Genomic DNA, 25,290 nt, shown 5'->3' with positions numbered 1-25,290 from the left:
CCTTTTTATAAATGCTTTTATCATCAGGAAATTATACTATAATGTTATAAAACATTATAGTATAATTCGCAAATAAAATATACAGAATATTAAGTTTCCTCTGGCTATCAGTATTCTACTTTCCACATATAACGCCTTTTGCTTAATGGATGATTACGCGCTTCCGCTAATTCTTCTGCATATTGACGTAATACACGATTTAAGATAAGCGGTGCAATATATCCTTTTACTTCATCATCAATACCATCAAGATCATACTGTTTTGCATCTAACACCGTTAGCTTTTTGCCATAACGCTGAGAAAAAGATAATGCTCTTTCTTCCAATGGTCTTGTTTCATCCAATCCCAAAAGAATGATAAACGGTACATTTTCGTCAATAATTTCGAATGGTCCATGGAAGTACTCACCAGCATGAATGGCATGTGAGTGTATCCATTGCATTTCCATTAAGATACAAATGCTGAAAGAATAGGCTGTCCCATAGTTTGAACCACTTGCCATTGTATAGATAACAGGTTCTTTTGCATGAGATTGTGCGAATACCCTTGCATTTGAAGCTTCTTGCTCCAAGGCTTTTTCATACACTGGCTGTAAGTTCTCCAAACTTGATACCAGTTTTCCGAACTTTTCATTGTTTTCCGCCATATGAAGTACACCAAAAACTAATTGATATAAAACACTGAGGTTTGTATCGAAGGCGTTTACACCGTTCCCCCATTCATATTTAATATAAAGGTCAGCATTTTGGGCCAATGGTGATGCTGGTTCGTTCGTTAATGCCACTGTAAACGCACCTTTACTTTTTGCAAACTTAGCCGCTTCGGCTGTTTCAGGAGTTGTTCCGGACATCGAGCATAAAATGACTAAAGATTCCTTCCCTAGTTGTTGCGGATTGCGATGTATAAACTCATTTGAACTATACAGATCGGAGGTTATATTTTTAGCTTCACGATCCAGTATATACTTAGCTGAATACATAATGGCAGAAGATCCCCCGCATGCTACCAAATAAATATTGTTAATTTTCCTACCCTTTAATTGATCCAATACTGTTTTTACATTACTTTTTACATTCATAACCGATTTACTCATTTCCCCACTCCTTTAATATTTGATATACAACATTATGTAATGTTATATATTGTTATATTAAATCATCAGGTTTCTTTAGTCAATGAATTTGTCAGAATATTTTATTTACTACCTTTCCATGTCCCATCTAAATTTTTATGGTAATTTTTTTCATATGTAAGAAATGTCCACATGAACAAGTGACGCCCCCCTTACCTTCCCCTAATTTTCCCAACTGTTAATAATAACAATGGCAGAATAAAACATATCGTTAAGGATAATGGTGTCCAAGCTGTAGCCATAAAGTTTTGATAATGCACGATATCGGGATGCGAAAAGATGGTAAAAGTGAGAATGAGAAAAGCTAATGGGAATAGAAGAATTTTGTAATTTTTCATACCCAGCAATTGAGCTAGTCCCAAGGCGAGCCCATAAAAGCATATGGTCAACTTAAAATACTCTGTAAAAATCCATATGAAGGCCACAATGACCTCGACCCTTTCAAAAAAATCACCAATGCCTATCCTCATTCCCAGTTTATATGAAGGGTAGGTCAATCTTGTAGTATTTTCAGCACCCAATACAAGGATACAGAAAATGATCACTAAGAATAGAACGCCGCCACCTAATATAGTCCCTAAATAAAAGTTTTTCTTCATATCAGCCTTTTCCTGTACATATGGAGTGATCATTAAAAAGAAAACAAGCTGAACATAAGGCAGGGCTAAAGAGTGATATGCCCCCCTCATTATCGGTTTCATGCCTCCTTCAAATACAGGTTGCAAATTTTCGATTTTGATGTCCGGGATAAGAAATACGAATAATATGAAAAGCAGCAGTACAAGCCAAGGAAAAAAGATTAATGCCGTTCGGCAGATGACTTCCAATCCTAGCCGTGCACCAAATAAGCTTGTTATTATAAACAAGATCATAATCATTTCCATAGGTGTCTCAACCAGAACCTGTGTTGAAAAAAAATTCCCAATTTCACTAAGTAACGCTGAAGAAAGGTAATATAAATATAATAGGAATAGCAGTGCCGAGATCTTCCCGATCCATATCCCAAATATTTTTTCATTAACTTCTATATAATTCATGGATGGGTAAAGTAAGGCGAGCCGGGTAAATAAGAGAACGAAACATAACCCGATGAGAGTAGCTATAATATACGCAATCCAGCCATCCTGTTTCGCTAATGAAACAAGTACGGAAGGTAAAGTAAGTATCGCTCCTCCAATGGTGAATATGATGACCATTATAAGAAATTCACCAGAGTTGATTTTTCCTTTTTCAAGCATATTCGATACCTCCCTAGGATAAAATGCGATCCATGAAATGAGCGAGTGGACTATATATTTTCGTTATCCAGTCGATGGGGGTGGGAATGGTAATATCCTTGATTATTAAAATACTCAACGTCATGCCAATTAAAAGCAATAAAATAAAAATGACAATTTCCTTCCAGCATTTCTTTTTAATAAGAGGGGGTATTTCAAAAAATGAAATAATAGCTCCAGTACAAACTGTTCCAATAATTGCCCACATTGGTCTTTACTCCTCAATTTCTTTTTGAAAAGAATCTGATATCGTCCCTAAATTGCGAATCTTTGCAGTAACGGTTACATTCACATCCAATTTTGCGAATTCCTGTTCCCAATTTCCTTCTAAACGTTTCCATGCTTTAGGATCGGTTCTATGAATTTCTTCACCAAAACCGAGGATGTCACTTTGATACTTCTCTTGAAGCGTTTTTATCGATCCTTCTATTTTATCCCTAATGTTTTTTGCGTATCTTTTATTCAATTCTTCGATTTTTTCAGGTTTGGTTAAATCGATAGTGCATTCCACTTCACCTATACTCCCTTCTGACGTGACATTTATATCAATTTTCGGATTTCCGTTTTTCACTTCCCCCTTGATTTTCGTTTTTGAACTAGTCGTGTTGACCGTAATTTGCTCCCCTTCACATGGTATATTTACCGCAGTGGACTTAATATGATCCGTAATGTAACTAACACCTTTACTGTCGTTCCTGTTTAACCAGCCGACAAGTTTATCCTTCTTGAATACTCCAAGATAATCCAAACGCAAACCGGATTTCGGCGAGATATTTTGTGCATTCGTAACCTTGCTTCCGGATTCGGGATCACCATAAACATAAATCCCCGTTAGCATGGCCTGTCTGCCTTTGCTGACGATACTGCTGACCAGCTCATCCAAAGTGACCGTCCTTGTCGCCGCCCACCTTTTATCTGAATTTTCCAAGGAGTCAAAAACCTTATTTGCCGGTATTTTTTCAAGGGCCGTTTGCACATTAAGCGTTTCATAAGCAGTTGCCCCCTTCGCAACGGTCATATAGAAATCCGAACGCAACTCCTTTTGCCGGGAAAGGACATCCAGAGGCTTTGCAATTCCTGCCCTGGCCATTTCCTCACCAAAGACAATTTCACGAAGATGTGCGACATATAACCTTCTTGGTACATCAGTTGATAGGCTTCTTATTGCTTCAGCAATGGTTGCACCGCTTTTCCTGAAGGTTACAACTTCCGTGCGGCCAGACCTGGCATCACCTGCCAGCTCACTCGAATTCAGAACTTGGACGCTTACAAGATATCCGTCTTCCGTTTTATCGATTCCCATGGCAGTAACGATGGCAAGTTCATTCAACTCAATGCTGCTCCAACAGCCCGATAAACAAATCATAGGTAACATTAAAAATACCTTTAGCATTTTTTTCATCGTAAGACCCTCATAATTTCATCATTTTATCTAGGTGGTTTCGGAGGACTGACATCTCCTCTATCTGTATCATTTTTACTGATCAATCGGGGCCTCTTTAATAATGACCAATGTGGCATTCGAATGATGTTGTCTTTTTGATCTTGTAAAATGAATGGTGCATTTGGAGCTAAATATGGTAATCCAAAAGATCGTAAGCTATTTAAATGCAGGACCATCACGATCAGCCCCAAAATGATCCCGTACAATCCAAATGTAGCGGCAAGGATCATAAACAAGAATCGAAGCATCCGAAAAGCGCTGGCCATACTATTGGCTGGAAACACAAAGCTGCTGATGGCTGTTAAGGACACGATGATAACCATTGTTGCTGAAACGAACCCTGCTTCCACAGCAGCCTGTCCAATTACTAATGCACCAACGATGGAAATGGATGAACCGATTGCCCTTGGCATCCTCACACCTGCCTCACGCAAAATTTCAAACACTACCTCCATCAGCATCGCCTCCACAAAAGCAGGAAAAGGAACTCCCTCTCGTTGGGAAGCTAGACTTATGAGTAATGGAGTAGGAAGCATTTCTTGATGAAAAGTCGAAACAGCTACATAAAGTGACGGTGTTAGCAAAGCTAGGAAAAAGGATAAGTACCGTAATACTCGAATTAATGTGGCAATATCTGCCCGTTGATAATAGTCTTCACTGGACTGGAAAAAATGCACCATCAGTGCTGGAACGATAAGGACAAACGGCGTTCCGTCAACCATTATCGCAATCCTTCCTTCTAAAATGGCAGCGGCTACAGCATCAGGACGTTCCGTATTATAAACCGTTGGAAATGGAGTGTATACTTCATCCTGAATAAGCTCTTCAATGTATCCACTCTCAAGAATCGCATCTATATTGATTCGATTTAACCGGCTTTGCAATTCTGAAACAGTTTTATCATTGGCAACACCTTTTAAATACATAATCGCAACGTCCGTTTGCGTTTTTTCTCCAATCTGCTTTGTTTCAAGCCAAAGGTTAGGATCTTTTATTCTCCTTCGTATTAAGGCAGTATTTGTTCGCAGCGTTTCAGTAAATCCATCCTTTGGCCCTCTTACTACTGTTTGGGAGGAAGGTTCTTGAACTCCGCGATCGACCCAGCCTCTCGAGCCGAGTGCCAATCCTTTTGGGGAGCCGTCCATCAATAACATCGTGTCTCCCGATAAAACATGGTTGAAAAGCTTTTGAAAATCAGTTATTTCCACTATTCCCCCTACAGGAAGAGTATGTGATTTTATCAATTCAAAACAATCAGGGACCGCTACGTCCAAGTCAGAGTTCCGAATTTCGACCATCAAAGTGTCGAGGATTAAATCCTGGATGGAAGCAGAATCCGTTAATCCATCTGTGTAAACGATGCCTAACTTTATTTCCCCATTTTTACCTGCTTGGAAATCCCTTATAACGATGTCTGAACTATTTCCTAACGTTTTCTTAATATGGTCTATATTATATTGAAGATCAGGGGATATAAGTTTTGTTTGATGATTCTTTGAGTCCTTACTTCTGTTTTGGGATGTAACTGGATTTTGGTTTTGATTTTTAGTTTTGCTGGAGTTTGGATTTTCGCTTTGATTTAGGCTTTCTTGTTGTTTTTTATTTTTCACCGATTGTTTATCTTCAATTAACTTCCTCAATGGGATAGGAACTCGAGATTTCAATGCTAACCCCCTCATAACCAAAAGCATGTTAAAATTAGGTTTTCACCTTCGCTGCAATTATATCCATATAAGTAAAATAAATTGCTGTACAAAAAACATTATATACATGATAATCTTTTACCAAAATTTCACTTAAATCCACGATTGTTATCAACCACTTCCCGCCATCTTTTCAAACTCGGAAACAATTTGCCTTTTAGAGTCAATTCGGCAGGTTGCACAATCTAAATCAAATTCATTGGAAGTTATGTATAAAAGAATCCTATGAGTAAATGCATAGATTGCCAATATTCGCATAATCCATTATTGGACTAAATTGACAAAAGGATGGTATAGAGCAAAAAAAACCCTGCAGATTTCCACAGAGTTTTTAAAAGCTTTCAACTAATTTTTGGATGGCAAGAATTAGGGAGTAAAGAACTTTTTCCTTCAACTTGTTTTCATTCCAAGTATATTAATACCTGGTTATTCCAAACTCAACTTCATAATTGTTTTGTCCCCATTTTCCCAACACTCTTGAAGTCGCAACATTTCATTTCCGGTACATATGTACGATAAAAATACTACGCCCAATAAGTCCTCTTCCCCATCCTAATATGGGTGACAAGGCGCCGATTTCAAGCTTCCAATGTAATATATTCAGCTCCTTGTTCTTTTGCCCAATTATGTATATAACTGAGCAGATTATATCCAAGGCCACTAGGACGATGATTTACATCAGTAACCAAATCTTGTACATAAACATAGCGTTCATTATATGAATCTTCACGCCAGCTAATACCTGCTAATGCTACGATGCTTGTATCATGATATAAAGCAAATAACTGTTTACCCTCCTTACGCATATCATTTAATAAATCTAGATATTCCTTTAAAGTCAAATCTGTACGTAACTGACTCAATATAGGAAAAGCCTGTAAAAATTGATGTTCTACAGTTAACTCCACTATATTTTCCACTGGTATTTTCATATTAATTTCTCCTAACATTTTAAGTTTAACCGCTTCTCCTTGCCCTTTATGAATCCGGATTAAGTTTCTGACATTTAAGCTTATCAAATATGCTTGATAACCTAGAGCTTAAATATTTTTCAATATGTCCAACAGTTCCTCTTCCTTTCTCCAAATATTAGATATACCAATAAATCATTTGCAAGAATTGTGCCATACCAAAGGAAATGTACAAGTTCAGTGCAGTTAATATTTTCCACGAAAGTCAAGAAGGTCCCTATCAAGTACTATGAGGAATTTCTGAAAAATTAGGCCATAGTTAAAACAATATACGGTTCCTGAACCATTAAGGTTCGGGACTAAGGAATTAAATTACTTTCTCTTGGACAGTAATTCTATGATTGTATAGTAGAGCTACATCAGTAAAAAGGCAGAAAATTCGCGACCTATTGATGTAACGGGGGTGGATTGTTGAAGATAGGCAATTGATGTCCGTGTGAATAACTTGAACAAGAATAGCCAAAAATAAGGAGTATTAAGAAGGAAGGAACAAATAAATAGGTGAAAAATAATGCCTGGTAGTTTCAAAATTTCATCACATCAATTGATGATTTTAATCCTCTTGTATTCGGTAGGAACGGTTATTTTACATACTCCTTCTCCTTTAGCTGGTTTTGCAAAGCAGGATGCGTGGCTTGCTGCATTATTTGGAACAGGAATCGCATTAATTTTTGTATGGTTTTACATTAGGGTTGGAAATTTATATCCTGATCTCGCTTTAGATCAAATAAATGAAAAGGTTTTCGGTAAGTTAGTTGGAAAGATGATCAATCTCACCTTTTTCTTCTGGTCTTTTTCAACTGCTGCCGAGACCACTTATTATGTGGGGAATTTCATTAAAACTTTTTGGATGCCGGATACTCCTCTTGTAGCTTTAAATATATTGTTGGCTGCAGTAGTGATCTTTACAGTCCACCTTGGTTTTGAAACTTTTACACGCACGTTGGAAATATTCTTCATTCCCGTATTACTATTACTGACTATTTTTTTGGTTTCCATCATTCCTCAAGCAAACATTCAAAACATTCAGCCAGTATTTGAAGGAGGCGCTAAACCCTTAATACGGGCGATACTTTTTTATGTCAGCGTGTTCACGCTTTCCCCTGTTATGTTTTTAATGATTTTCCCTTCAAAAGTCAATGAAAGAAAAAAAGGGGGAAAAGCTTTTTATATTGGCACTTTGATCGGAGGAATCATATTAATTCTGGTTATCATGCTGGATATCTTGGTTCTTGGACCCGATAACACCGCGAGAAATATTGCTCCAAGTTACACGATGGCAAAAAAAATAAATGTAGGGAATTTCCTGATGCGGATCGAAGCAGTAATTGCCGCTATTTGGATTTTCACAACCTATACGAGGACGGTTATGTATTTTTATGTTTCGGTTGTCCTATTTTCAAACATTTTCAATATAAAAGATTATCGGCCGTTTACTACAGCTTTAGGGATGATAATGGTATTTTATTCATTGATTGTTTTTCCGACGGTCTCTTCATCCGGGGAATACAATAAAAATATATGGTTATTCCATGCAGCAACTTATGGTCTGGTCATGCCTTTACTATTGTTTATCACGGCTAAATTAAAAAACATCATTAAAAAGCACAATCATAGCCAATAATAATGTGATCAAATACTGAGTAAGTTGGAGAGTTTAAAAAGAACGTCATAAAAATACCCCAAATAGTCATTTTTTTCGGGTTCAATCTGGCTCGATTGGATGATCGTAATGAATATTTACGAATGAGGTGAGTATATTGAAACATAAAATAATCATTATTTTTAGTTTGGTATTTATAGCATTCATGACTGGTTTACTCATCTTTTACCTCAAAAAAGATGATTCTTCCCGATGGATGGTAGCTCTTGGGGGAATATTGGTAAGTGCCTTGCCCATTTCATTACTGTTTGTAAAAAATAATCCCTTTAACATTCCAATCCTAATCGGCTATTATGTTTTTGTTTTCTGTACGACATTTTTAGGATCCATCGCAAATTTTTATGTTGATTTTAAATGGTGGGACTCTGGACTTCACTTCTACAAAGGCATCTTCGTGGGTTTTGTGGGGATTGCCCTTTATAAACTATACATCCCTCAAAAAGCGAGAAAAGATGTTTCTAGGTGGGTCATTTTCCTTTTTGTTCTTTCACTTTCAGTCACTTCCACTGTTCTTTGGGAAATATATGAGTTCGCCGGAGATCTCACTTTTACTCATACCATGCAGCGAGGCGGTAACAAAGATACCATGTACGATATAATTTTCGGACTAACCGGCGGCCTGCTCATTTCCATTTATTCTAGTGTACAAAAATTAAAATTATGATGATTTGTTGAGGTAATCATATGAATCGTAAGCTAGTTATTTCATTAAGTTTAGTGTATGTACTTTTCATGGGGGCTTTATCTATTTATTACTATACAGCCGATGAAACTTTCAAATCACTGGTTTCGATAGGCGGTGTGGTATGTGGGGCAATTCCCCTTTCTCTGGCCTTATTTACCAAGCTTCAATTCAATTTGCCAATTATCATTTCCTATTTGATCTTCTTATTCGGTTCACAATTTTTAGGATCTATTTTAGGTTGGTATGGACTGGGTTGGTGGGACACATTTTTGCATTTGTTAAGCGGTTCCCTTCTTGCTTTTACGGGAATTGCTTTATATGAACGATTGGTATACAGAAATGCAGGCAAAGAGATATCCCCTTGGTTCGTCTTTTTGTTCACCCTTTCTTTCTCGGCACTTGGAGGTGTCATATGGGAGATCTACGAATTTAGTTCTGATCAATTATTCGGAATGACACTGCAAGGCGGGGGAAATAAAGATACAATGATCGATTTAATCGCGGATACGATTGGAGGACTTATCATTGCAGTGTGGGCTGGAGTGCGGACAAAGATTAAGTTAAAAAAGCATGCCAGTTGATTTCAGAAACCCGCTCCCTTTCCGCCGACTGTCTGCCAAGCCTCCTCGACGCAAGCGTCTCCGGGGTCTCGGCTAGCCAGTTATTCGGCAGGAGTGTCGCAAATTTCTTCAATCTAATGAGGTTTCTTTCTATTTAAATGAATAAAAAGTCATGGTGTATAACCAAGTCTGTTTTAAAATTATGGTATCCATTCCCTCAGAAAAATCGTGAAAGGGATTCGGATAAGACCATTCACCCCTATTTTGCGAATTAACTGAGACCGCCATATTCCATTATAGGTCTTTTTATTTTAAAGGCTCTTTTCGTAAAGAGTTTTTAATACGAAACTATTTAAGGTTGATTGGAGCGGAAGTGCGAGACTCCTGCGGGAGCAGCGGGACAGGTGAGATCCCACAGGCGTTTACGCCGAGGAGAGGCTCACCGCCCGCCCCGCGGAAAGCGAGCATCTGGAGGGGAAATCAACCACAACTCACTACCTGGTATATTGCAACAAAGTATGGGAAAACAGCCATTTTAAAAAACGTTCCAGTTGATTTCAGGTACCTGCTCCCTTTCCGCCGACTGTCTGTCAAGCCTTCTCGACGCAAACGTCTCCAGTCCGCCAAGGGAAACGAGTGCCCTACGTTCCAATCAACGTCCAAAATTGTACAAGCAAAAAAACTGTAGACAAACTCGATGAAAATCGAGTTTGTCTACAGTCTGAAACGACCATCTTATCGATGGTCATTTTTATGTTCATCTAAATATGATGGAAATTATTTTTTCCGTCGTCATCGCACTATCCACCACATATGTTCCAGGTCGTAATCCGTTGGCCTTGCCTTTCTTTTCAACCGCGTCGGAAAACTCATTGGCATTTTTGATGACTTTTGCTTTTTGCAGGGTTTTACCTACATCGATGCTTGTCGAGCCTTTAGACACAGTAAGAACTGTACGGTATATGATTTTTTCCGTTGGTTCTTTTATCGTTTCTTTTTCCGCCTCCGCCTTATCTTTAACTGACTGTGCTTCAGCAATCTGATCTTCCCATTCTTTTTCGGAATGTATGACATACCCTTCTGAAGCCAGAGACTCTTTCATTTCATCTTCTGATAGTTTCTCAGACGTGCCGGTCGCTTCACCTGGACCAAAGAAGTACACTGCACCGCATAAGCCTGCGGCAACAACAAGGCCTCCGGCAAAGCTGCGCATTGATTTAGATGTCATTGGCCACATTTCTCCTTTCATTCGTCGTTTTCATGTAAGGAGTAAGCATCCGTTCTATTTCTTCTTCCGGCTGTTTTGTCTTAAGTGCGATGCTTTCAAATGAATAGCCTCGCTTATGTAGGTCGAGTACTTCACGCAACATGTTTCGCTTTTCGGAAGACATTGCCAAAATGCCTGCCTCTTGCACCGTAATTTCAGCATCTATCTCGATGTTCCTGATTTTTTCCTGTAATACATTCATTTCATCCCCAAAAGTGCTGGCAATCTGTTCCAATTGACTGTCCACTTTTACAGAATCCTTTTTAATAAACGATAAAATGAACAGTAATACTGCTGCAGCGAACAAAATGATCAGAGCCCATTCCATCATTCTATGTCCCTCCTTAATCTTTGAATCTACTATCTCGCTTTCTAATTATATATTGATTTGTTTCAAAACTCGATTTAAAAGTACTAAATACCACAATAGTCACGTAATTATGACAAAAAAAGGCGCGGGAAGGTCATCCATAACTATTAATAATGAAAAAACGAAAAATAAAACTTCCATTTGAGGACCATTTTACCATAATCTATTCATCGTTCATACCACTATTTGTTTATTAAGGTAAATGATCTTTATTTCGACTCCTTATACTTCAAGAATTTTTTTCAACACATATAACAGGGCATTCCATTGATCATCCACATGTGTCACTGCGTTTACTTTTCCCCCAAAAAGGTCCAAGGGTATATTAAATGACAAACATGTTTCCAAACGATAAGATATATATAGGTTCCTTTACCTATTTCATTAATAAGTGCGATTTTACAGTGCCATTTATTTATTGTTGCAAGATAATAAGGAGGAAACAATGAATATCAAAATAAATAATATACCCAGTTTCATGCAAAACGAAATCGAACAACTTCAATTAAAGTTGTCCCCCTTGTTGAAGAAAAATATGAAATACGGTTTTTTTTCAACGGTAATGATAGGCTTTTCCATCATTAATCTTTTTTTTCTTTTATTTAAGAACGACTCTTTACCCATCTCGAAAATCGCACTTGGAATCTATGCATTGGTGGGAGCTATAGGATTTGCCTTATTAAAAGAAAACAAACACAACCAAAGAGAAATAGTGAAAATGAGTCAAAAATATATGTTGGAGAGAATCAAAAAAAGCAACTATTTAACAGATGCCCGAAAAAACAACTACTTTAAACGAGTAAATGAGCAACCGCTTACTGCCATGAATGTTTTTTTTGAGTTTCTTGCTGAAGAACAACAATGGAAGAACAAATCCTCCCACTCCGAATAAATAAAAGGAAGTTCGCAAATTTCATAACAAATAAGGTAAAAAAGGCAGCACAAAAAAAACAACTCAACCAGTATGCTCCGGTAAACTGCCGAAACACACTGGTTGGTTGCTTAGGTTTTTTTATTTACAAATTCTCCATGAACGTTCCTTTTTTAGTGCATTCCAATAGCGAGCTCAGTGGTTAGTTCTGGAGCTTATTTTCAATGAGTTCATGAAAATAGACTGCAGCATGTTCTGTTGGAGAAAAAATCCCATTTGTAAATGCCTCGGAACTTAATCCTTTTTGAAGTTTTTCCACTAGATCAAAATCTTCCTGCCGTACTTGATCAACAAATTTAAAATATTCTTCTTTTTCTATGGTTGTTTTTTCATCTAAGGAATAATCCCGATAAATACCTAACGACGTCACAGCATCAACGGGAATTACTTGAATGGTATTCACGTTTCCGTCTCCTGGATAAACGTTAATCATCATATTCGGCCAAACCCAATAAAAACGCGCTTGTTCCCCTTCGCCATTCTTGCTTGCTGTCATATATTGATAGGTGAATTTGTCATGTGTCGTTGTGCAAAAGTTTGCTAAATCAAAGGATTTTGCAAAACCAGGATGAGCAATGGAACAATGATCACATTCAAGGTAATTGTCAACAACGGCCTTCCAATTAGCTTTTACTTCACGGCGGGTTTCCCTAACTAATTTCAGTGAATCAAAGAATGGATACTCTTTCATTTCCTCTAAAAATTCCTGATATGCTTCTGCCATAGAAGGTGCATTTTTGTCAAGATTGACAAAAATCATGGCATTCTGAACTTCTAAGCGAATGGATTTCATACAGCTGTGTATTCCCAATTCATTTGTTTTAAAATTAGGGGCTCTATTTACACTTCCGTCTAATTTGAACGTCCATCCATGGTATCCGCATTGTAAAATTTTCTTATTTCCTTTATCGGCGTTTTCTACTTTCATTCCGCGATGAGGGCAAATATTGTAGAAGGCACGCAGTTCACCATCGGTACCATGTGAAACGATAATAGGCTCTCCGGCGATATCCAATGTCATGAAATCGCCTACCTTTTCCACTTGGCTTGCATGCCCCGCCAATATCCAACTCTTTCTGAAGATCTTTTTGCTTTCTTCATTGAATACCTCTGGATCGACATACCGTGAATAAGGCAGAGTTGGGCTGAACTGTACATTTTCTTTCGTGGACATTTTGAAATCCCCTCCTGTTTTTGATCTAATTTAAAAGTTTAAAAACACTTAATTTAATTTTAGTTATACCCGATCCATATAGACTGTCTTGACTTCTGTATAGAATTCAACGGCACTCTTCCCTTGTTCACGGCTGCCCGCACTTGAATTTTTACATCCGCCAAATGGCATTTGCGGTTCGGTTCCTGCCGTTTCCGAATTGACATGAACAAGACCCACTTCAACATCTTCAATAAACCGTTGAGCCGAAGTTAAATTATTCGTACAAATGGCTGCGCTCAACCCATACTCTGTATCATTCGCCATCTTAACTGCTTCCTCATAATTTCCGGCCTTAAAAAGGGCAATGACTGGTCCAAAGATTTCTTCACGCGCAATGCGGGCATGTTGAGGAACATTTTCAAAGATGGCCGGCTTGACATAAAAACCATTCGCCAATTCCGCTTCTGCCGGGATTTCTCCTCCGCACAAAAGTGTAGCTTCTGATTTCCCAACATCGATCATTTCAAGCACGCCATCGCGTTGTGATTTAGATACAGCCGGACCTATATATGTTTCTTCGTTGAGCGGGTTGCCCACTTTTAATTCTTTCGTACGCGCGACAAGCCGTTCCCGGAATGCTTCATAAATTCCTTCTTCCACAATCACCCGGCTAGTGGCTGTGCACTTTTGCCCTGTGGATTTAAAAGCTCCGCCAATGGCTATTTCCACTGCTTTTTCAAGATCAGCATCAGCTAGGACGACGAGCGGGTTTTTCCCTCCCATTTCCACTTGCACTTTCTTACCATGTTCAATGGCTTGTTTTTGAATTTGCTGACCAACTTGATTCGAGCCCGTAAAAGATATAGCCTTCACATCAGGATGTTCCACTAATGCAGCACCAATGACGGAACCCCTTCCGAATACACAATTGATGACACCAGGCGGAAGACCCGCTTCATCAAATGCTTTTATCACATGATAGACAGACTTGGGTGTAAGATCAGCCGGTTTAATCACGACTGTATTCCCGTATATCAAGGCCGGAGCCAATTTCCATACAGGGATGGCGATAGGAAAGTTCCATGGTGTAATCAACCCCACCGGACCGAGCGGGGTACGGGTAGTGTATAAAAATGTATTGGCATTGGCTGAAGGAATTACTTCCCCGAGTGGCTGCCGAGCCTCAGCAGCATAATATTCAAGTATGCTGGCAGCCCGATTGGCTTCCCCCATCCCTTCCAAGAATGTTTTCCCTTCTTCCTTTATCAAATCTTGACCTACTTCCTGCATGTTCTTTTTCAAAATATCAGCTGCTTTTTGCAAATATGAAGCCCGTTGCTGAAACGACAACTTTTTCCAGTCAGGAAATGAATTTTTTGCGGCTGCCACTGCATCATGTAAATCAGCCGCAGCACTTGATGGAAATTCTCCTAAATTTTCACCATCATGGGGACTAAGATTTTCTCTATACTCTCCTGTAGTGGGTTCTTTCCATTTTCCATTAATATAATTTAAGTAACGCATACTATTTCCTCCGTATTCTATTATTCTAGTTCTCTAAATTATAGGTTTTGCTTTTAACTGCACTTCTACATGAATCTTAAACGACCGTTTTCTTATATCTTGGATATAATAATCACTATTGAATAAAATCATTGGTCTGTTCATTTGTTAAGGCTGGCACCTCGACGTTCCTTCGCGCATATCTAAAATAGTAAAAAGTATAGCAAGCAATGACGAAACCTAATCCCCAATACAACGAAGTTCGCTGTGTCGGATCATAAGCGGTAAACACGAAAATACCTAGACACATAATGATGCAGAGAATTGGGGCAAACGGGAAAAAAGGTACTCTAAACTTCAGATTTTCAACCTTTCCTCCTGTTCTGATATACTGCTTACGGAATCTGTACTGTGCGAACGCAATCGCCATCCAAGTAAGCACCCCTCCAACCCCGCTTATGGAAAGCAGCACAACGAATAACGTTTCTTCCGCTACTACACTAGTAAGCAGCGACAGCAAGGCAAAGACCATGGTGACTAGTAAGGCGTTCATAGGTACACCGCGCCGATTGAGCTTTCCAAATGAAGAATGTGCCATACCGTTTTGAGAAAGGGAGAAAAGGATCCTGGTACAAGCAAACAGACCCGTGTTTCCTACAGAGAGGACCGCCGTCAAAATTACGAAATTCATAATGTCTGCTGCATAAGGAATGCCTACCATTTCAAACACGGTAACAAATGGACTTTCCAGTACACCGACTTCTTTCCAAGGAACGATGGCCGATAGAACAAAGATTGCCAGTACATAGAAAAGCAGCACACGTATTACGATGTTTCGAATCGCTCTCGGAATGCTTTTTTGCGGATTTTCCGTCTCTCCTGCTGCAACACCCATGATTTCCGATCCCTGGAAAGCATATACGACTGTCATCATCGATATAAAAACACCCGTCAACCCTGTAGGGAATAGTCCATCTCCTATAAAATTGGAAAGGAACGGGGCAGGTTGTGCATCCTCCATATGAATCAATCCAAACATCGCTGCTGCACCGATAATTATGAAGAGAATGACGGCAAGCACTTTAATCCCGGAGAACCAATACTCGGTCTCTGCAAAACTTCGCGTAGTCAATGCATTTATAGTGAATAAAAGGATCGTAAATATCACACACCATATCCATACTGGTATATCGGGAAACCATCTGGTCATGAGCAAACCGGCCGCTACAAATTCCAGGCCTACGTAAAGAGCCCAGCTTAGCCAGTAAATCCAGCCAATGACAAATCCAGTGGCGGGACCAATAAATTTCGTTGCATGGACCTGAAAGGAACCGGATACCGGCATCACTACCGATAATTCACCGAGACAAATCATCGCCAAGTACATTAATAGACCACCGACCAAATAGGCAACAATCGCTCCTAAGGGTCCAGCTTCACCGATTGCATATCCTGATCCCAGGAAAAGACCTGTTCCAATTACCCCACCTAAGGAGAGCATGAATAAATGTCTACTCTTCATTGAACGCTGTAATTCTTTTGGCTGATTTTCATCTTCTGTTTGCATGAATTCCCCCCCGTTCCTGATTGATAAACTGAACACTTTCATGGTTAACACAAGTTAACGAGAGTTCCCCGATAACGCTTCGGATGGCTCTTCATTTTCCGGCAAGTCGCTGATTGTCGGTTTAAATATTTCATAAGCTACTTCTCTTTGATATTTATTTTCGTTTTTAGCTTGTTTAAACAAGTGATACGTATTTTTCCTGCATAGTCTTTCAATATCATCAACGACAGCTTGTGGATTTGGTTTAACTAGTCCGAAAATAACCGCATCATAAAATCTTATCGCCCCCAGGTTGGCAACGAAATCATTGACAACATCTATTCCTCTTTGTCTTATGATCTCGTCTCCCTCGGGAGAAAGGGGAATGTTTGCCGCCTCCACAATCAAGCTCGCTTTTACGCTTTTGGCATTGGATATGTGGATGACATCCTCCAATGCGGACGGAATTAAAATGTCGCAATCTATGTCGAGCCATTCCGTGTTTGGCCTTACATCATAATGCGGTTCAAAAAAGGCATTATCCATTTCCCCGTACATATTCTTATGATCAATAAGCTTTTGGACATCCAATCCTTCTTCACACGTTACCAAAAGAGCTGCATCAGAAATTCCCACAACTTTATAACCTAACTGGGTCATTTTCAATGCGCAGCTTGCCCCTACACAGCCGAACCCTTGAATGACGACTCTCGCTCCGGCTTTTCCGCCTTTAAATTTCCATGCCTCATCTGCGGAAAATGCCACACCATAGCCTGTTACGACATCGTTTAAAAACAACCCGTCGATTTTTGTCGTCAACAGTTCATCAAAGTCTTTTATCCCTTGCAGAACATTCGGATTCTGTTTCATTGATTTCGTTAGAGGGATATCGATACCAAATTCATTAAATATTTTGAGCACATCTTCATATTTGGTGCCTAAATCACTGCCTAAAGATACCCCTATATCTACATAAGGCATCATCGCAATCAGAAATCTTCTTAACACTGCATATGCGTCTGGCGCTTTATAATCATAGGCAATGCCCGCTTTACAACCGCCAGTCGTCTCAGACTCACAGGCTACATACTTATAAGCCATCGCCTCGGCCAGCCTTTCTACCTCTTCTCTTGTAACAGTTGGGTGCATTCTTGTACCGCCGCCTGTGTATCCTTTTACAAAGTTATGGACGACCAGCCAGCCTTTAGCATCTGTTTCCGTATCATTCCATTCAACAACTATATATGGCTTTAACAACTATGATACCTCCCTTGTATGCCTTTTTTTTTGGGTCCCGCTAACTTCCAATGTTAATTGTTAGACACTAGCTTTTCGTTTACTTCCTTCTTGTCCTGGCCTACAGATAGAATCTTTGGATTGACTGCTACTTCTATTACAGCCGGCAGCCCTGAAGCAATCGCCCTTTGCAGCGCTGGTGCAAAATCAATATTTTTTTCAACCTTTTCACCATGCGCCCCAAATAAGCGGGCCAATCCGGCAAAATCAGGATTGGATAAGTCGGTTCCAACCGCCCGGTTTGGAAAATGCCTTTCTTGATGTGCTCGGATTGTTCCGTAAATATTGTTGTTCACAACAATTGATATGGTCGGAATTTTATACCTTACAGCGGTTTCAATCTCTTGGAGAGTCATCATGAAGCCTCCATCTCCTGAAATAGAAACAACCTGTTTGTGAGGCTGCGCCAGTTTTGCCCCAATAGCAGCAGGCAGTCCATATCCCATTGCACCCGACGTTGGCCCCACGTATGTGTTTTCTTGTTCAAAACGATAATATCTTGATAGCCATCCAAAAAAGTTGCCTGCATCATTTGTAATGATGGTATCCTTCGGCAGGCAGACAGCCAGATCATGCATCAATCCGTCCATATCAACGAAATCTTCTGTGTAATCGGATTTTGGTTCAGAAAATTCAATATATTTATCGTGCATTTCTTTAAGATGATCTTCGCCCGAAATAAAAGATCCTGATTCTGAAGCTTGCAGTGCTTGTTCCAAAAAGCTCTTGACATCCGCTTCAATGGCAAGAGAAGGAGCATACACTTTACCAAAAATATCGGGACAAATATCCACATGGATCAGATTTGAATTTTTAGAAAGCAAGGTGTAATCTTGTGTTCCTACTTGAGAGAATCGTGTCCCTAATGCCAAAACTACATCTGCATCCCGGATTGCATCAAGTAAATATTGAGGTGTCCCAAATCCAAGCCATCCTGCATAGCAAGGATGTGAGTTCGGAAACGCGTCAAATCGACGGAAAGCTGTAATGACAGGAAGTTTCATTGCCTCCGCAAACTGTACAAGCAACCTGTTGGCCTTAGCATGAATCACACCTCCGCCAGCAATCAAAACGGGGCGCTCCGCGTTTCGTATCGTATCCATCGCCTGTATCACTTCTTCCATATGTGGTTGAGGAGGAAGCGAGCGATATGAAGGGGTTATGTTCAACTCTGCCTCGTCTTCCAACATGTCATGCGGCAAAGCCACTAATACAGGGCCCGGACGCCCCGATCTCGCAATATGGAAAGCCCGCTGCAATAATTCCGGGATTCTTTCCACACGATCGATCTCTACCGTCCATTTACATAAATGACTGAAAAAACCCGTCAAATTCACTTCCTGGAATGCTTCCTTTTCTTTAAAAGGACGTTCGACTTGGCCAATAAGCGCAACCAAAGGGGTTGAATCCTGAGAAGCAGTATGAATGCCGATAGCTAAGTTTGTAGCACCCACTCCACGCGTTGCCATACAGACTCCCACCTCTCCTGAAGCCTTGGCATACCCTTCCGCCATAAAAGAGGCACCTCCTTCATGCCTTGCGGAAATAAGTTCTATTTCAGGATGTTGGTACAGCGCATCCATTACACTAAGATAACTTTCACCTGGTACACAAAAAGCTTTTTTCACCCCTTCTTTAGCCATTACTTCTACTACTGCTCTTCCTCCACTGACTTTCATAATCAAGCCTCCCGCTTTCGAAAACGTGTTTTTATTCTAGTAATCTACGATTATATGAATATTGGACTGATTCCCACTGTCATTTAACAATCTTTTCCATTCCTGAAGCCTGTTTATTATCTTCTTTCATCCCAATTGGAGTTTTTCTTGTAACGGCACTCACTCCCAAAGTTACTGCGATGTTGATGAATAATACAGCTAACCCTACATCAAGATCTTGTATTGCTTGCGGCAGAGATGGAAATAATGTAGCAAGTGTTGTACCTGATGTGGTCGAGTATACAACAATTAGAATTCCAACGATCATTCCGGCAAATGCTCCTTGAACCGTGACAGGATTATTTTTCCATAGACTGAAAAAAAGTGCTGGAAACAACTGTGCCATGAAGCTATATGCCATAAGATACAACGTAAAAATCGACTCCCCGCCATTGAACGTAAAATATAGAGTCACTATAGAAATGACTGGTACTAACATCCTGCTCAATCTTTGTAGCTGGTCATCCGATGTATTCGGCTTCCATACCTTATATACATTTTTTGAAAGTATCGTAGCCGTAGCCGTCAACACGAGTGAACTGGGAATAAGGGCGGCCATTGCCCCTGATGCTCCAATAACTCCGACAAACCAGGGATCAAATGACATCTTCGCCATTTTAAATAAAGCTAAATCTGCTTCTGCTCCCTGTAAATTCGGGACTTGGAGAATCGCAGAAAAACCAATAAATAACGAAAAAATGATGATTACTTGATAAATTGGCATAACCCCAGCATTCCAACGAAGTGATTTCGGACTTTTTGCAGAGAACACTCCCGCCAACATATGTGGAAACATATAGAATGCAAGTGCTGTCATGATCGTAGCCGATATGAACCAAGAGATACTCAAACCTTGTTCCGGGAAAATCAAAAATCCTTGTTTTGCTGTATCGATTGCTTCAAACATCGGCTGTATACCACCGTAATAATGAAGTGGAAAATAAATCCCCATAAAGACGACAACAGTCAGAATCATGATATCTTTAATGACAGCGGTCCACGCCACTCCATGCATCCCTGAAGCCGTTACATAAATTGTGATCGCAATTACCCCAACAACTATAGCCACATTCGGAGGAATGGACCCATAGGAGGTTTCCGATACGATAATACCTAATCCTTTTAACTGCATGATCAGATATGGAATAATTGAAATGACGCTAATTACCGCCACAAGGACACCTAGAGCAGGACTGTTGTACTTTTTGTCATAAAAATCAGATTGAGAAATGACATTATTTTTTTTGGCATACCTCCAAATAGGCGGTAACAGCCAATAGGCGATTACAAAATAGAAGCAATTGAAAGCGTATAAGGCAGGAGGCATACCAGATCGATAAGCTCCGCCGCTTGCCCCCAAAAACGTATATGTCGTAAACATTTCACCTGCTATCAAGAAGAAGAGCAAAAAGCTGCCGAAGCCTCTTCCGCCAATGGCCCATTGTTCCAAACTCATATTTTTACCTTTTCGAGCTTGAAGCCCTAACCAAATACACAAAACCAGAAAGAAAAGGATAACAAGCAGGGCTTCATTCATCAGTCTTCTTCCTCCTCGGTTGCAGGATCAAGTTTATTAGCGATTATCAAAAAAACTGATGTAAGACAGACCCATAATATGGCCCAAAAAAGAACAAATGGCATCCCTAACACATAAGGTTCAATTCGATTAATAACCACTAGCGAGCCAAGTGCCGGTATTGCACTTATCACATAGATTATTTTCTTCATTTGTTCACCACCCTTATCAACAAATGCCCAACTCGAACTGTCCAAACCTCATTTTTCAGAAAAAACAGATAATTATTATTGTATTATTACATTGACATCCCTTTAGTTAAGGGCTCATTTACAGCCCAGTTCGGTTTCGCGCCAGTAAGAACTTTTTCCACCTGCATGGCGGCATGTACAGCCATGCGTACGGAACCTTCCTTCGTCAAAGCGGCATTATGAGGACTGACAATCACATTATCCAATTTAAAAAGTGGATTCCATTTATCAGGAGGTTCAACTTCAAATACGTCTATTCCAGCACCGGCAATCTCGCCTGCTTGCAAAGCGTTTACTAAATCAATTTCCTTCACCACACCGCCCCTGGAAGCGTTTACAAAAAAGGCGGAAGTTTTCATCCAGGAAAACTCACGGCTTCCTATTATTCCTTTTGTTGTTTTCGTTAACGGCAGGTGCAGACTAATAACATCGGCGTTTCTGAATACCCATTCTAAATCTGTTGCTATCTCCAACTCCGAATTCGTGCTGGCTGTAACATAGGGGTCGTAGCCCATCACTTTCATATCGAAGCCCTCGGAAGCCTTTTTTGCCAGTATTCTACCGATTCTCCCCAGTCCGATAATCCCCAAAGTCTTGCCTTCCAAGTCCATGCCAAAAAGTTGATTACGGATAGCAAAATTCCCGCTGCGCAGCTCTTTATCAGCTAAGCTTAAGTTTTTGGACAATGATAAAATTAATGCCATTACATGTTCCGCTACAGAATTCGCATTCGCCTCTGGGGTATTTGTTACATATATGCCACGCTCTGTGGCGGCTTCGATATCGATATTGTCCAAGCCCACTCCATACTTAGCTATTACTTTGAGGTTTTCAGCTGCTGTAATAACTTCTCTATTTATTACAGCGGTTGATCTCGTTAGTACTGCATCACAACCCTTGATTTCTTCCATAAGAATTTCTTGCGACAAATCAGACCCTACTTTAATCTTAAAGCCTTTTTCTACTAAATAACTTTTCCCCTCTTTCTCAATATCTTGAGGAATATACACTAAATGACTCACACATTCCCACCAACCTTTCATGTTAACCTTGAAGGAAAAACCTTTCCTACTACATTGTTTATATACAATTATTGTGCCAACATAAAAAACATCTGTTTATTCAAGAAAGAAGCCAATTCGTTCTCAAAGTAAGAGATAAATAAAGTAAACAAATTGTTTCATAATGAATTAATTTGTTTCATTACGTTTCAATTTGTTTCGATATTCAAATTTTTCATCTTTCTCCATAAAGTCGTCCGACTCATCCCTAACTCAAAAGCAGCTTTTCCTTTGTTAAAATTCACCTTGATTAACGTTTGAACAATTCTTTCACGCTCGGATAAATGTATCCCAGGTGTTATATCCATCTCTTCGTTTTGTTCCGAAAGAAGTATTTTCTTATTACTTTTATTCGGAAAATACATTTCGATATCGTACACATCAATTATCTTGTTCTTATAAAGAGCGCATAATCGCTCACAAAAATTTTGCAATTGGCGAATATTCCCTTCCCAATTCCCTTCACTCAGCCTTTTCATGGCAGTTTCCGAAATTTTGATTTGTTTCTGATCCGAATGACCTTTCCGAATAAAGGCATTCACCAATAACGGAATATCTTCTCTGCGTTCCCGAAGCGGAGGCAATACAAGGTCCAGCACACTCAAGCGATAATACAGATCCTCCCGAAACTCATTACTCTTTACCATTTGCATGAGGTCTTTGTTCGTTGCCGACACTATTCTCACATCAACCGGGATTACTTTATCATCACCGATGCGCATGATTTCACGCTCCTGCAGGACACGCAGCAGCCGGCTTTGCATTTTTGGGGAGATTTCTCCTATTTCATCCAAAAAAATCGTACCTCTATGGGCCAGTTCAAAAAATCCTTGCTTTCCGCCTTTCATGGCTCCCGTGAAAGCTCCTTCTGCATATCCGAAAAGCTCACTTTCCAATAGATTTTCGGGAAGGGCTGCGCAATTAATGGCTACAAATGGGTTATTTTTCCGGTTGCTATGATTATGTATGCTTTGGGCGAATATTTCCTTGCCCGTTCCAGTTTCTCCAATTATAAGAATGTTTGAATCTACTTCACTATAACGTTGAGCCGTTTCAATCGTCCTCTTGATTTCCGAACTCCGATACAATATATCATCAAATGTGTACTTCGCCACATGTCCGCGTGAATGAAGCTTTCTAAAGAACTTCCCTTCCATCTCCTGAATGCGGGTAACATCTTGAAAGGCGACCATATCCCCCACTTTTTTACCTTTTAAAAATATCCCGACTTTTTTTACCGATATTTGAATGGATTGGTAAGCAACCGTATCTTTTTCGTATTCATCGTCGTTTAAAAGCATATTACGAAATTTCCCGGGCTTTATTATATCGTATATGGAATTTCCAATTAAGCTCCCCTTGGCAATGGACAAAATCTCCTGAGCCGCCGTATTAAATACGGATATTTGTCCCTTTAAATCTATAGCAATAACCCCTTCATAGGCATAATTAAGAATCGTTTGGTAACGCTTGGTCTTCTCCTGTTCCCTTCTGCTGACAAGAGCTACCCTTTTCGCCTCAATCAACGCCTGCCGAAATGATTCCTTTCCAGTATCAACCAGAATGGCCCCCAGCCCTATCTCTTCAGCATATTTACAGGTACTTAACCCACTTAACACAACCTCACAGCCATCTCTTGCGGCTAAATCCACTAAACTGACTGAGGACTCGATATCATTTAATATATAGGACTGAATTGGCAAATCAACGATATCCGAAAGGTTTTCCACACCATAAATCATATTCAAAGCCCCTATGACGGCCACTTTTTTACTGCCGAAACGTGCCTTGCAATCATGCAGGGAACGAATGAGGTCAATGCCCTGCACAGGTATATCAACGATAGGAATGGATTCATTGCATTCTTTTAATAGTTTCGTGATTAATCCCCTTGAGATGATTACATCGGCATCAAGCTTCAACTTCCCAATCTTATCGGCATCCTCTACTACTTCCTCTAAAACAAACTTCACTGAAACATTACCACCGTTTTCCGATTCTTCCAACTTGTTGAACTCCTCAAATCTTTCAAAAGCATCCGTAATATACCCTTTTCGGGGAACAACGAGTTTTATTTTTATCAAAATACCCACCTCCAGCGTAAAATCAATTTGGCTTATTGGATGTAAGCTCTGGCAGCCTGTTATTCTAGCCCAGGTCAAATAAGGACGAGATATAATAAAGGTAGCTAATACGCCGCAAAAGTTTCATTTAAAGCCGCGATAAGAAAACTAATGGCCATAAGTACGCTTGAGATTATTTCTGCATTTTATTAAGATTTTTCATTATGAAAAATAAAAAACCCTGTTATCCTGGGTTTTTAAGGATTCCGATTGATATTAATTATTACAAAAAGAATGGACATTCAACTCATCTCATTTAAACTTACTTTTCATTACTAGAGAACGATTTTTAACATCAACATCATCATAATGATCCTTATGGTGAAATTCATCATGCCTCTTAATTTCTTAAAGCGGCTTCCATCTACGTTATTTTCCATAATTCCCCTTCCTTTCACGCTAACAGGACTATATTCCTTTTATTCTTCATACAAATGTGGAATTCCTTTTGATTTTATCGTTGGTGACAATAAAATTAGCCTACAAACAGATTAACCCCGTTCAAGAATCCTGAACGGGGTGTTTATCAATAAATAAGAGCTGTTTAATTTTGAGTTTTTATGGCGTTTAGTTCTCAAACATCATAAGTCTGTTCATTCATGGTGGTTTTACTTACGAACTTAAAAAGGATCGGCGATGACAAGGATTTTCCCTGCCTTAATATCCTCTAGATATTGATCGGCTTCGGCTTCCTCCAGTCCAATGTCCATTAATGGCTTTCTCAATCCGCCTGCTCCCGATGCAGCCCCGGCTGCAGCTCCGCCAAATGTGGTGAAAATCGGCCCCGCTGCCAATATCGGACCAATTCCTGGTACGGCCAATGCACTCATTCCAATAAGCAGGCCTGTCAATCCGACAGCTCCGCCGGCTGCTGCCCCGGCTACTAATCCATCAGTTTTTGCCGGGCTGACTTCCTCTGCTTCAGTTGGTAATTTATCGATGTTTTTTGCCACTACTGATATTTGATCGGATGTATATCCTTGTTCCTTTAAATTTTTGACTGCTGAAGTCGCTTCATTTTCATTATCATATATTGCTATAAACCTCTTGTCCATGGTATCTGCTCCTTTAAAAGTAATGTATTGTACAATACCCTTAATTGAGCTTTAATAACCT

The 25,290-nt window shown here is 39.7% G+C and carries 22 protein-coding genes; 4 read left to right on the top strand and 18 right to left on the bottom strand.

All coding sequences use genetic code 11. From position 1 onward, the window contains the following. Positions 1-107: 107 nt before the first annotated feature. From A6755_RS11965 to A6755_RS11940, 6 genes are all read right to left on the bottom strand, one after another. Complete coding sequence (locus tag A6755_RS11965) at positions 108-1,094, bottom strand: SIS domain-containing protein (protein ID WP_063590759.1); 987 nt, start codon at positions 1,092-1,094, stop codon at positions 108-110. 191 nt (positions 1,095-1,285) lie between these two features. Then, a complete protein-coding gene (locus tag A6755_RS11960) occupies positions 1,286-2,371 on the bottom strand; it encodes a GerAB/ArcD/ProY family transporter (RefSeq protein ID WP_063590758.1) in 1,086 nt (361 codons plus the stop codon). A 13-nt stretch (positions 2,372-2,384) separates the two neighbouring features. Continuing rightward, the gene (locus A6755_RS11955) at positions 2,385-2,618 is read right to left on the bottom strand and encodes a hypothetical protein (protein WP_063590757.1); all 234 of its coding nucleotides are present in this window, start codon (positions 2,616-2,618) and stop codon (positions 2,385-2,387) included. Between the two features lie 6 nt (positions 2,619-2,624). Continuing rightward, positions 2,625-3,812 (bottom strand): Ger(x)C family spore germination protein, encoded by a 1,188-nt coding sequence (locus A6755_RS11950; protein WP_063590756.1) that lies wholly within the window; start codon positions 3,810-3,812, stop codon positions 2,625-2,627. Positions 3,813-3,838: 26 nt separating this feature from the next. Continuing rightward, the gene (locus A6755_RS11945; protein ID WP_377307354.1) at positions 3,839-5,464 is read right to left on the bottom strand and encodes a spore germination protein; all 1,626 of its coding nucleotides are present in this window, start codon (positions 5,462-5,464) and stop codon (positions 3,839-3,841) included. A gap of 671 nt (positions 5,465-6,135) precedes the next feature. Beyond that, a complete protein-coding gene (locus tag A6755_RS11940) occupies positions 6,136-6,489 on the bottom strand; it encodes a GNAT family N-acetyltransferase (RefSeq protein ID WP_034311254.1) in 354 nt (117 codons plus the stop codon). A gap of 550 nt (positions 6,490-7,039) precedes the next feature. On the opposite strand from A6755_RS11940, the gene A6755_RS11935 reads away from it, so the two are divergent. The 3 genes from A6755_RS11935 to A6755_RS11925 all read left to right on the top strand — a co-directional run bounded on the left by A6755_RS11935 (position 7,040) and on the right by A6755_RS11925 (position 9,457). Further along, a complete protein-coding gene (locus A6755_RS11935; RefSeq protein WP_063590755.1) occupies positions 7,040-8,152 on the top strand; it encodes a GerAB/ArcD/ProY family transporter in 1,113 nt (370 codons plus the stop codon). Positions 8,153-8,288: 136 nt separating this feature from the next. After that, positions 8,289-8,855 carry a DUF2238 domain-containing protein gene (locus A6755_RS11930; protein WP_063590754.1) on the top strand — a complete coding sequence of 189 codons (567 nt, stop codon included), beginning with the start codon at positions 8,289-8,291 and terminating at the stop codon, positions 8,853-8,855. A 20-nt stretch (positions 8,856-8,875) separates the two neighbouring features. Further along, complete coding sequence (locus A6755_RS11925; RefSeq protein ID WP_063590753.1) at positions 8,876-9,457, top strand: DUF2238 domain-containing protein; 582 nt, start codon at positions 8,876-8,878, stop codon at positions 9,455-9,457. A gap of 736 nt (positions 9,458-10,193) precedes the next feature. On the opposite strand, the gene A6755_RS11920 is transcribed toward A6755_RS11925, so the two are convergent. Together A6755_RS11920 and A6755_RS11915 are read right to left on the bottom strand one after the other, a co-directional pair. After that, entirely contained in the window at positions 10,194-10,664 is a 471-nt protein-coding gene (locus A6755_RS11920; RefSeq protein ID WP_063590752.1) for an endolytic transglycosylase MltG, read from the bottom strand. Then, positions 10,654-11,034 (bottom strand): hypothetical protein, encoded by a 381-nt coding sequence (locus A6755_RS11915; protein WP_222619893.1) that lies wholly within the window; start codon positions 11,032-11,034, stop codon positions 10,654-10,656. Before A6755_RS11915 ends, A6755_RS11920 begins: the two co-directional genes overlap by 11 nt. Positions 11,035-11,518: 484 nt before the next feature. On the opposite strand from A6755_RS11915, the gene A6755_RS11910 reads away from it, so the two are divergent. After that, entirely contained in the window at positions 11,519-11,965 is a 447-nt protein-coding gene (locus tag A6755_RS11910; RefSeq protein WP_063590751.1) for a DUF5392 family protein, read from the top strand. A gap of 181 nt (positions 11,966-12,146) precedes the next feature. Here A6755_RS11910 and A6755_RS11905 read toward each other — a convergent pair whose 3' ends face one another. From A6755_RS11905 to A6755_RS11860, 10 genes are all read right to left on the bottom strand, one after another. Further along, the gene (locus tag A6755_RS11905; protein WP_034307814.1) at positions 12,147-13,178 is read right to left on the bottom strand and encodes an aromatic ring-hydroxylating oxygenase subunit alpha; all 1,032 of its coding nucleotides are present in this window, start codon (positions 13,176-13,178) and stop codon (positions 12,147-12,149) included. Between the two features lie 63 nt (positions 13,179-13,241). Then, the gene (locus tag A6755_RS11900; protein WP_063590750.1) at positions 13,242-14,684 is read right to left on the bottom strand and encodes an aldehyde dehydrogenase family protein; all 1,443 of its coding nucleotides are present in this window, start codon (positions 14,682-14,684) and stop codon (positions 13,242-13,244) included. 115 nt (positions 14,685-14,799) lie between these two features. After that, complete coding sequence (locus A6755_RS11895; RefSeq protein ID WP_063590749.1) at positions 14,800-16,230, bottom strand: amino acid permease; 1,431 nt, start codon at positions 16,228-16,230, stop codon at positions 14,800-14,802. Positions 16,231-16,284: 54 nt separating this feature from the next. Beyond that, positions 16,285-17,466: a Glu/Leu/Phe/Val family dehydrogenase gene (locus tag A6755_RS11890; protein ID WP_063590748.1), complete on the bottom strand. Its 1,182-nt coding sequence runs from the start codon at positions 17,464-17,466 to the stop codon at positions 16,285-16,287. Positions 17,467-17,519: 53 nt separating this feature from the next. Beyond that, positions 17,520-19,184: a thiamine pyrophosphate-dependent enzyme gene (locus tag A6755_RS11885; protein ID WP_063590747.1), complete on the bottom strand. Its 1,665-nt coding sequence runs from the start codon at positions 19,182-19,184 to the stop codon at positions 17,520-17,522. A gap of 79 nt (positions 19,185-19,263) precedes the next feature. After that, complete coding sequence (locus tag A6755_RS11880) at positions 19,264-20,760, bottom strand: sodium:solute symporter family protein (RefSeq protein ID WP_063590746.1); 1,497 nt, start codon at positions 20,758-20,760, stop codon at positions 19,264-19,266. Continuing rightward, positions 20,760-20,951: a DUF3311 domain-containing protein gene (locus tag A6755_RS11875; protein ID WP_034307824.1), complete on the bottom strand. Its 192-nt coding sequence runs from the start codon at positions 20,949-20,951 to the stop codon at positions 20,760-20,762. The genes A6755_RS11880 and A6755_RS11875 overlap by 1 nt, the downstream gene beginning before the upstream one ends. Positions 20,952-21,037: 86 nt before the next feature. Continuing rightward, complete coding sequence (locus tag A6755_RS11870) at positions 21,038-22,012, bottom strand: hydroxyacid dehydrogenase (RefSeq protein ID WP_063590745.1); 975 nt, start codon at positions 22,010-22,012, stop codon at positions 21,038-21,040. Between the two features lie 188 nt (positions 22,013-22,200). After that, positions 22,201-24,135: a sigma 54-interacting transcriptional regulator gene (locus tag A6755_RS11865; protein ID WP_063590744.1), complete on the bottom strand. Its 1,935-nt coding sequence runs from the start codon at positions 24,133-24,135 to the stop codon at positions 22,201-22,203. 659 nt (positions 24,136-24,794) lie between these two features. Continuing rightward, complete coding sequence (locus A6755_RS11860; protein WP_063590743.1) at positions 24,795-25,229, bottom strand: general stress protein; 435 nt, start codon at positions 25,227-25,229, stop codon at positions 24,795-24,797. Between the last annotated feature and the right edge of the window lie 61 nt (positions 25,230-25,290).

Origin of the sequence: Peribacillus frigoritolerans, from assembly GCF_001636405.1 — a bacterium.
Classification (GTDB): Bacteria; Bacillota; Bacilli; order Bacillales; family DSM-1321; genus Peribacillus; species Peribacillus frigoritolerans.
Note: the sequence above shows the minus strand (reverse complement) of the source record. Positions and strands in the feature narration are given on the sequence as shown.

Coding starts and splice junctions, on each gene's coding strand:
- A6755_RS11965 (WP_063590759.1), bottom strand. CDS start 1,094: ATGAGTAAATCGGTTATGAATGTAAAAAGTAATGTAAAAACAGTATTG.
- A6755_RS11960 (WP_063590758.1), bottom strand. CDS start 2,371: ATGCTTGAAAAAGGAAAAATCAACTCTGGTGAATTTCTTATAATGGTC.
- A6755_RS11955 (WP_063590757.1), bottom strand. CDS start 2,618: ATGTGGGCAATTATTGGAACAGTTTGTACTGGAGCTATTATTTCATTT.
- A6755_RS11950 (WP_063590756.1), bottom strand. CDS start 3,812: ATGAAAAAAATGCTAAAGGTATTTTTAATGTTACCTATGATTTGTTTA.
- A6755_RS11940 (WP_034311254.1), bottom strand. CDS start 6,489: ATGAAAATACCAGTGGAAAATATAGTGGAGTTAACTGTAGAACATCAA.
- A6755_RS11935 (WP_063590755.1), top strand. CDS start 7,040: ATGCCTGGTAGTTTCAAAATTTCATCACATCAATTGATGATTTTAATC.
- A6755_RS11925 (WP_063590753.1), top strand. CDS start 8,876: ATGAATCGTAAGCTAGTTATTTCATTAAGTTTAGTGTATGTACTTTTC.
- A6755_RS11920 (WP_063590752.1), bottom strand. CDS start 10,664: ATGACATCTAAATCAATGCGCAGCTTTGCCGGAGGCCTTGTTGTTGCC.
- A6755_RS11915 (WP_222619893.1), bottom strand. CDS start 11,034: ATGATGGAATGGGCTCTGATCATTTTGTTCGCTGCAGCAGTATTACTG.
- A6755_RS11910 (WP_063590751.1), top strand. CDS start 11,519: ATGAATATCAAAATAAATAATATACCCAGTTTCATGCAAAACGAAATC.
- A6755_RS11905 (WP_034307814.1), bottom strand. CDS start 13,178: ATGTCCACGAAAGAAAATGTACAGTTCAGCCCAACTCTGCCTTATTCA.
- A6755_RS11900 (WP_063590750.1), bottom strand. CDS start 14,684: ATGCGTTACTTAAATTATATTAATGGAAAATGGAAAGAACCCACTACA.
- A6755_RS11895 (WP_063590749.1), bottom strand. CDS start 16,230: ATGCAAACAGAAGATGAAAATCAGCCAAAAGAATTACAGCGTTCAATG.
- A6755_RS11885 (WP_063590747.1), bottom strand. CDS start 19,184: ATGAAAGTCAGTGGAGGAAGAGCAGTAGTAGAAGTAATGGCTAAAGAA.
- A6755_RS11880 (WP_063590746.1), bottom strand. CDS start 20,760: ATGAATGAAGCCCTGCTTGTTATCCTTTTCTTTCTGGTTTTGTGTATT.
- A6755_RS11875 (WP_034307824.1), bottom strand. CDS start 20,951: ATGAAGAAAATAATCTATGTGATAAGTGCAATACCGGCACTTGGCTCG.
- A6755_RS11860 (WP_063590743.1), bottom strand. CDS start 25,229: ATGGACAAGAGGTTTATAGCAATATATGATAATGAAAATGAAGCGACT.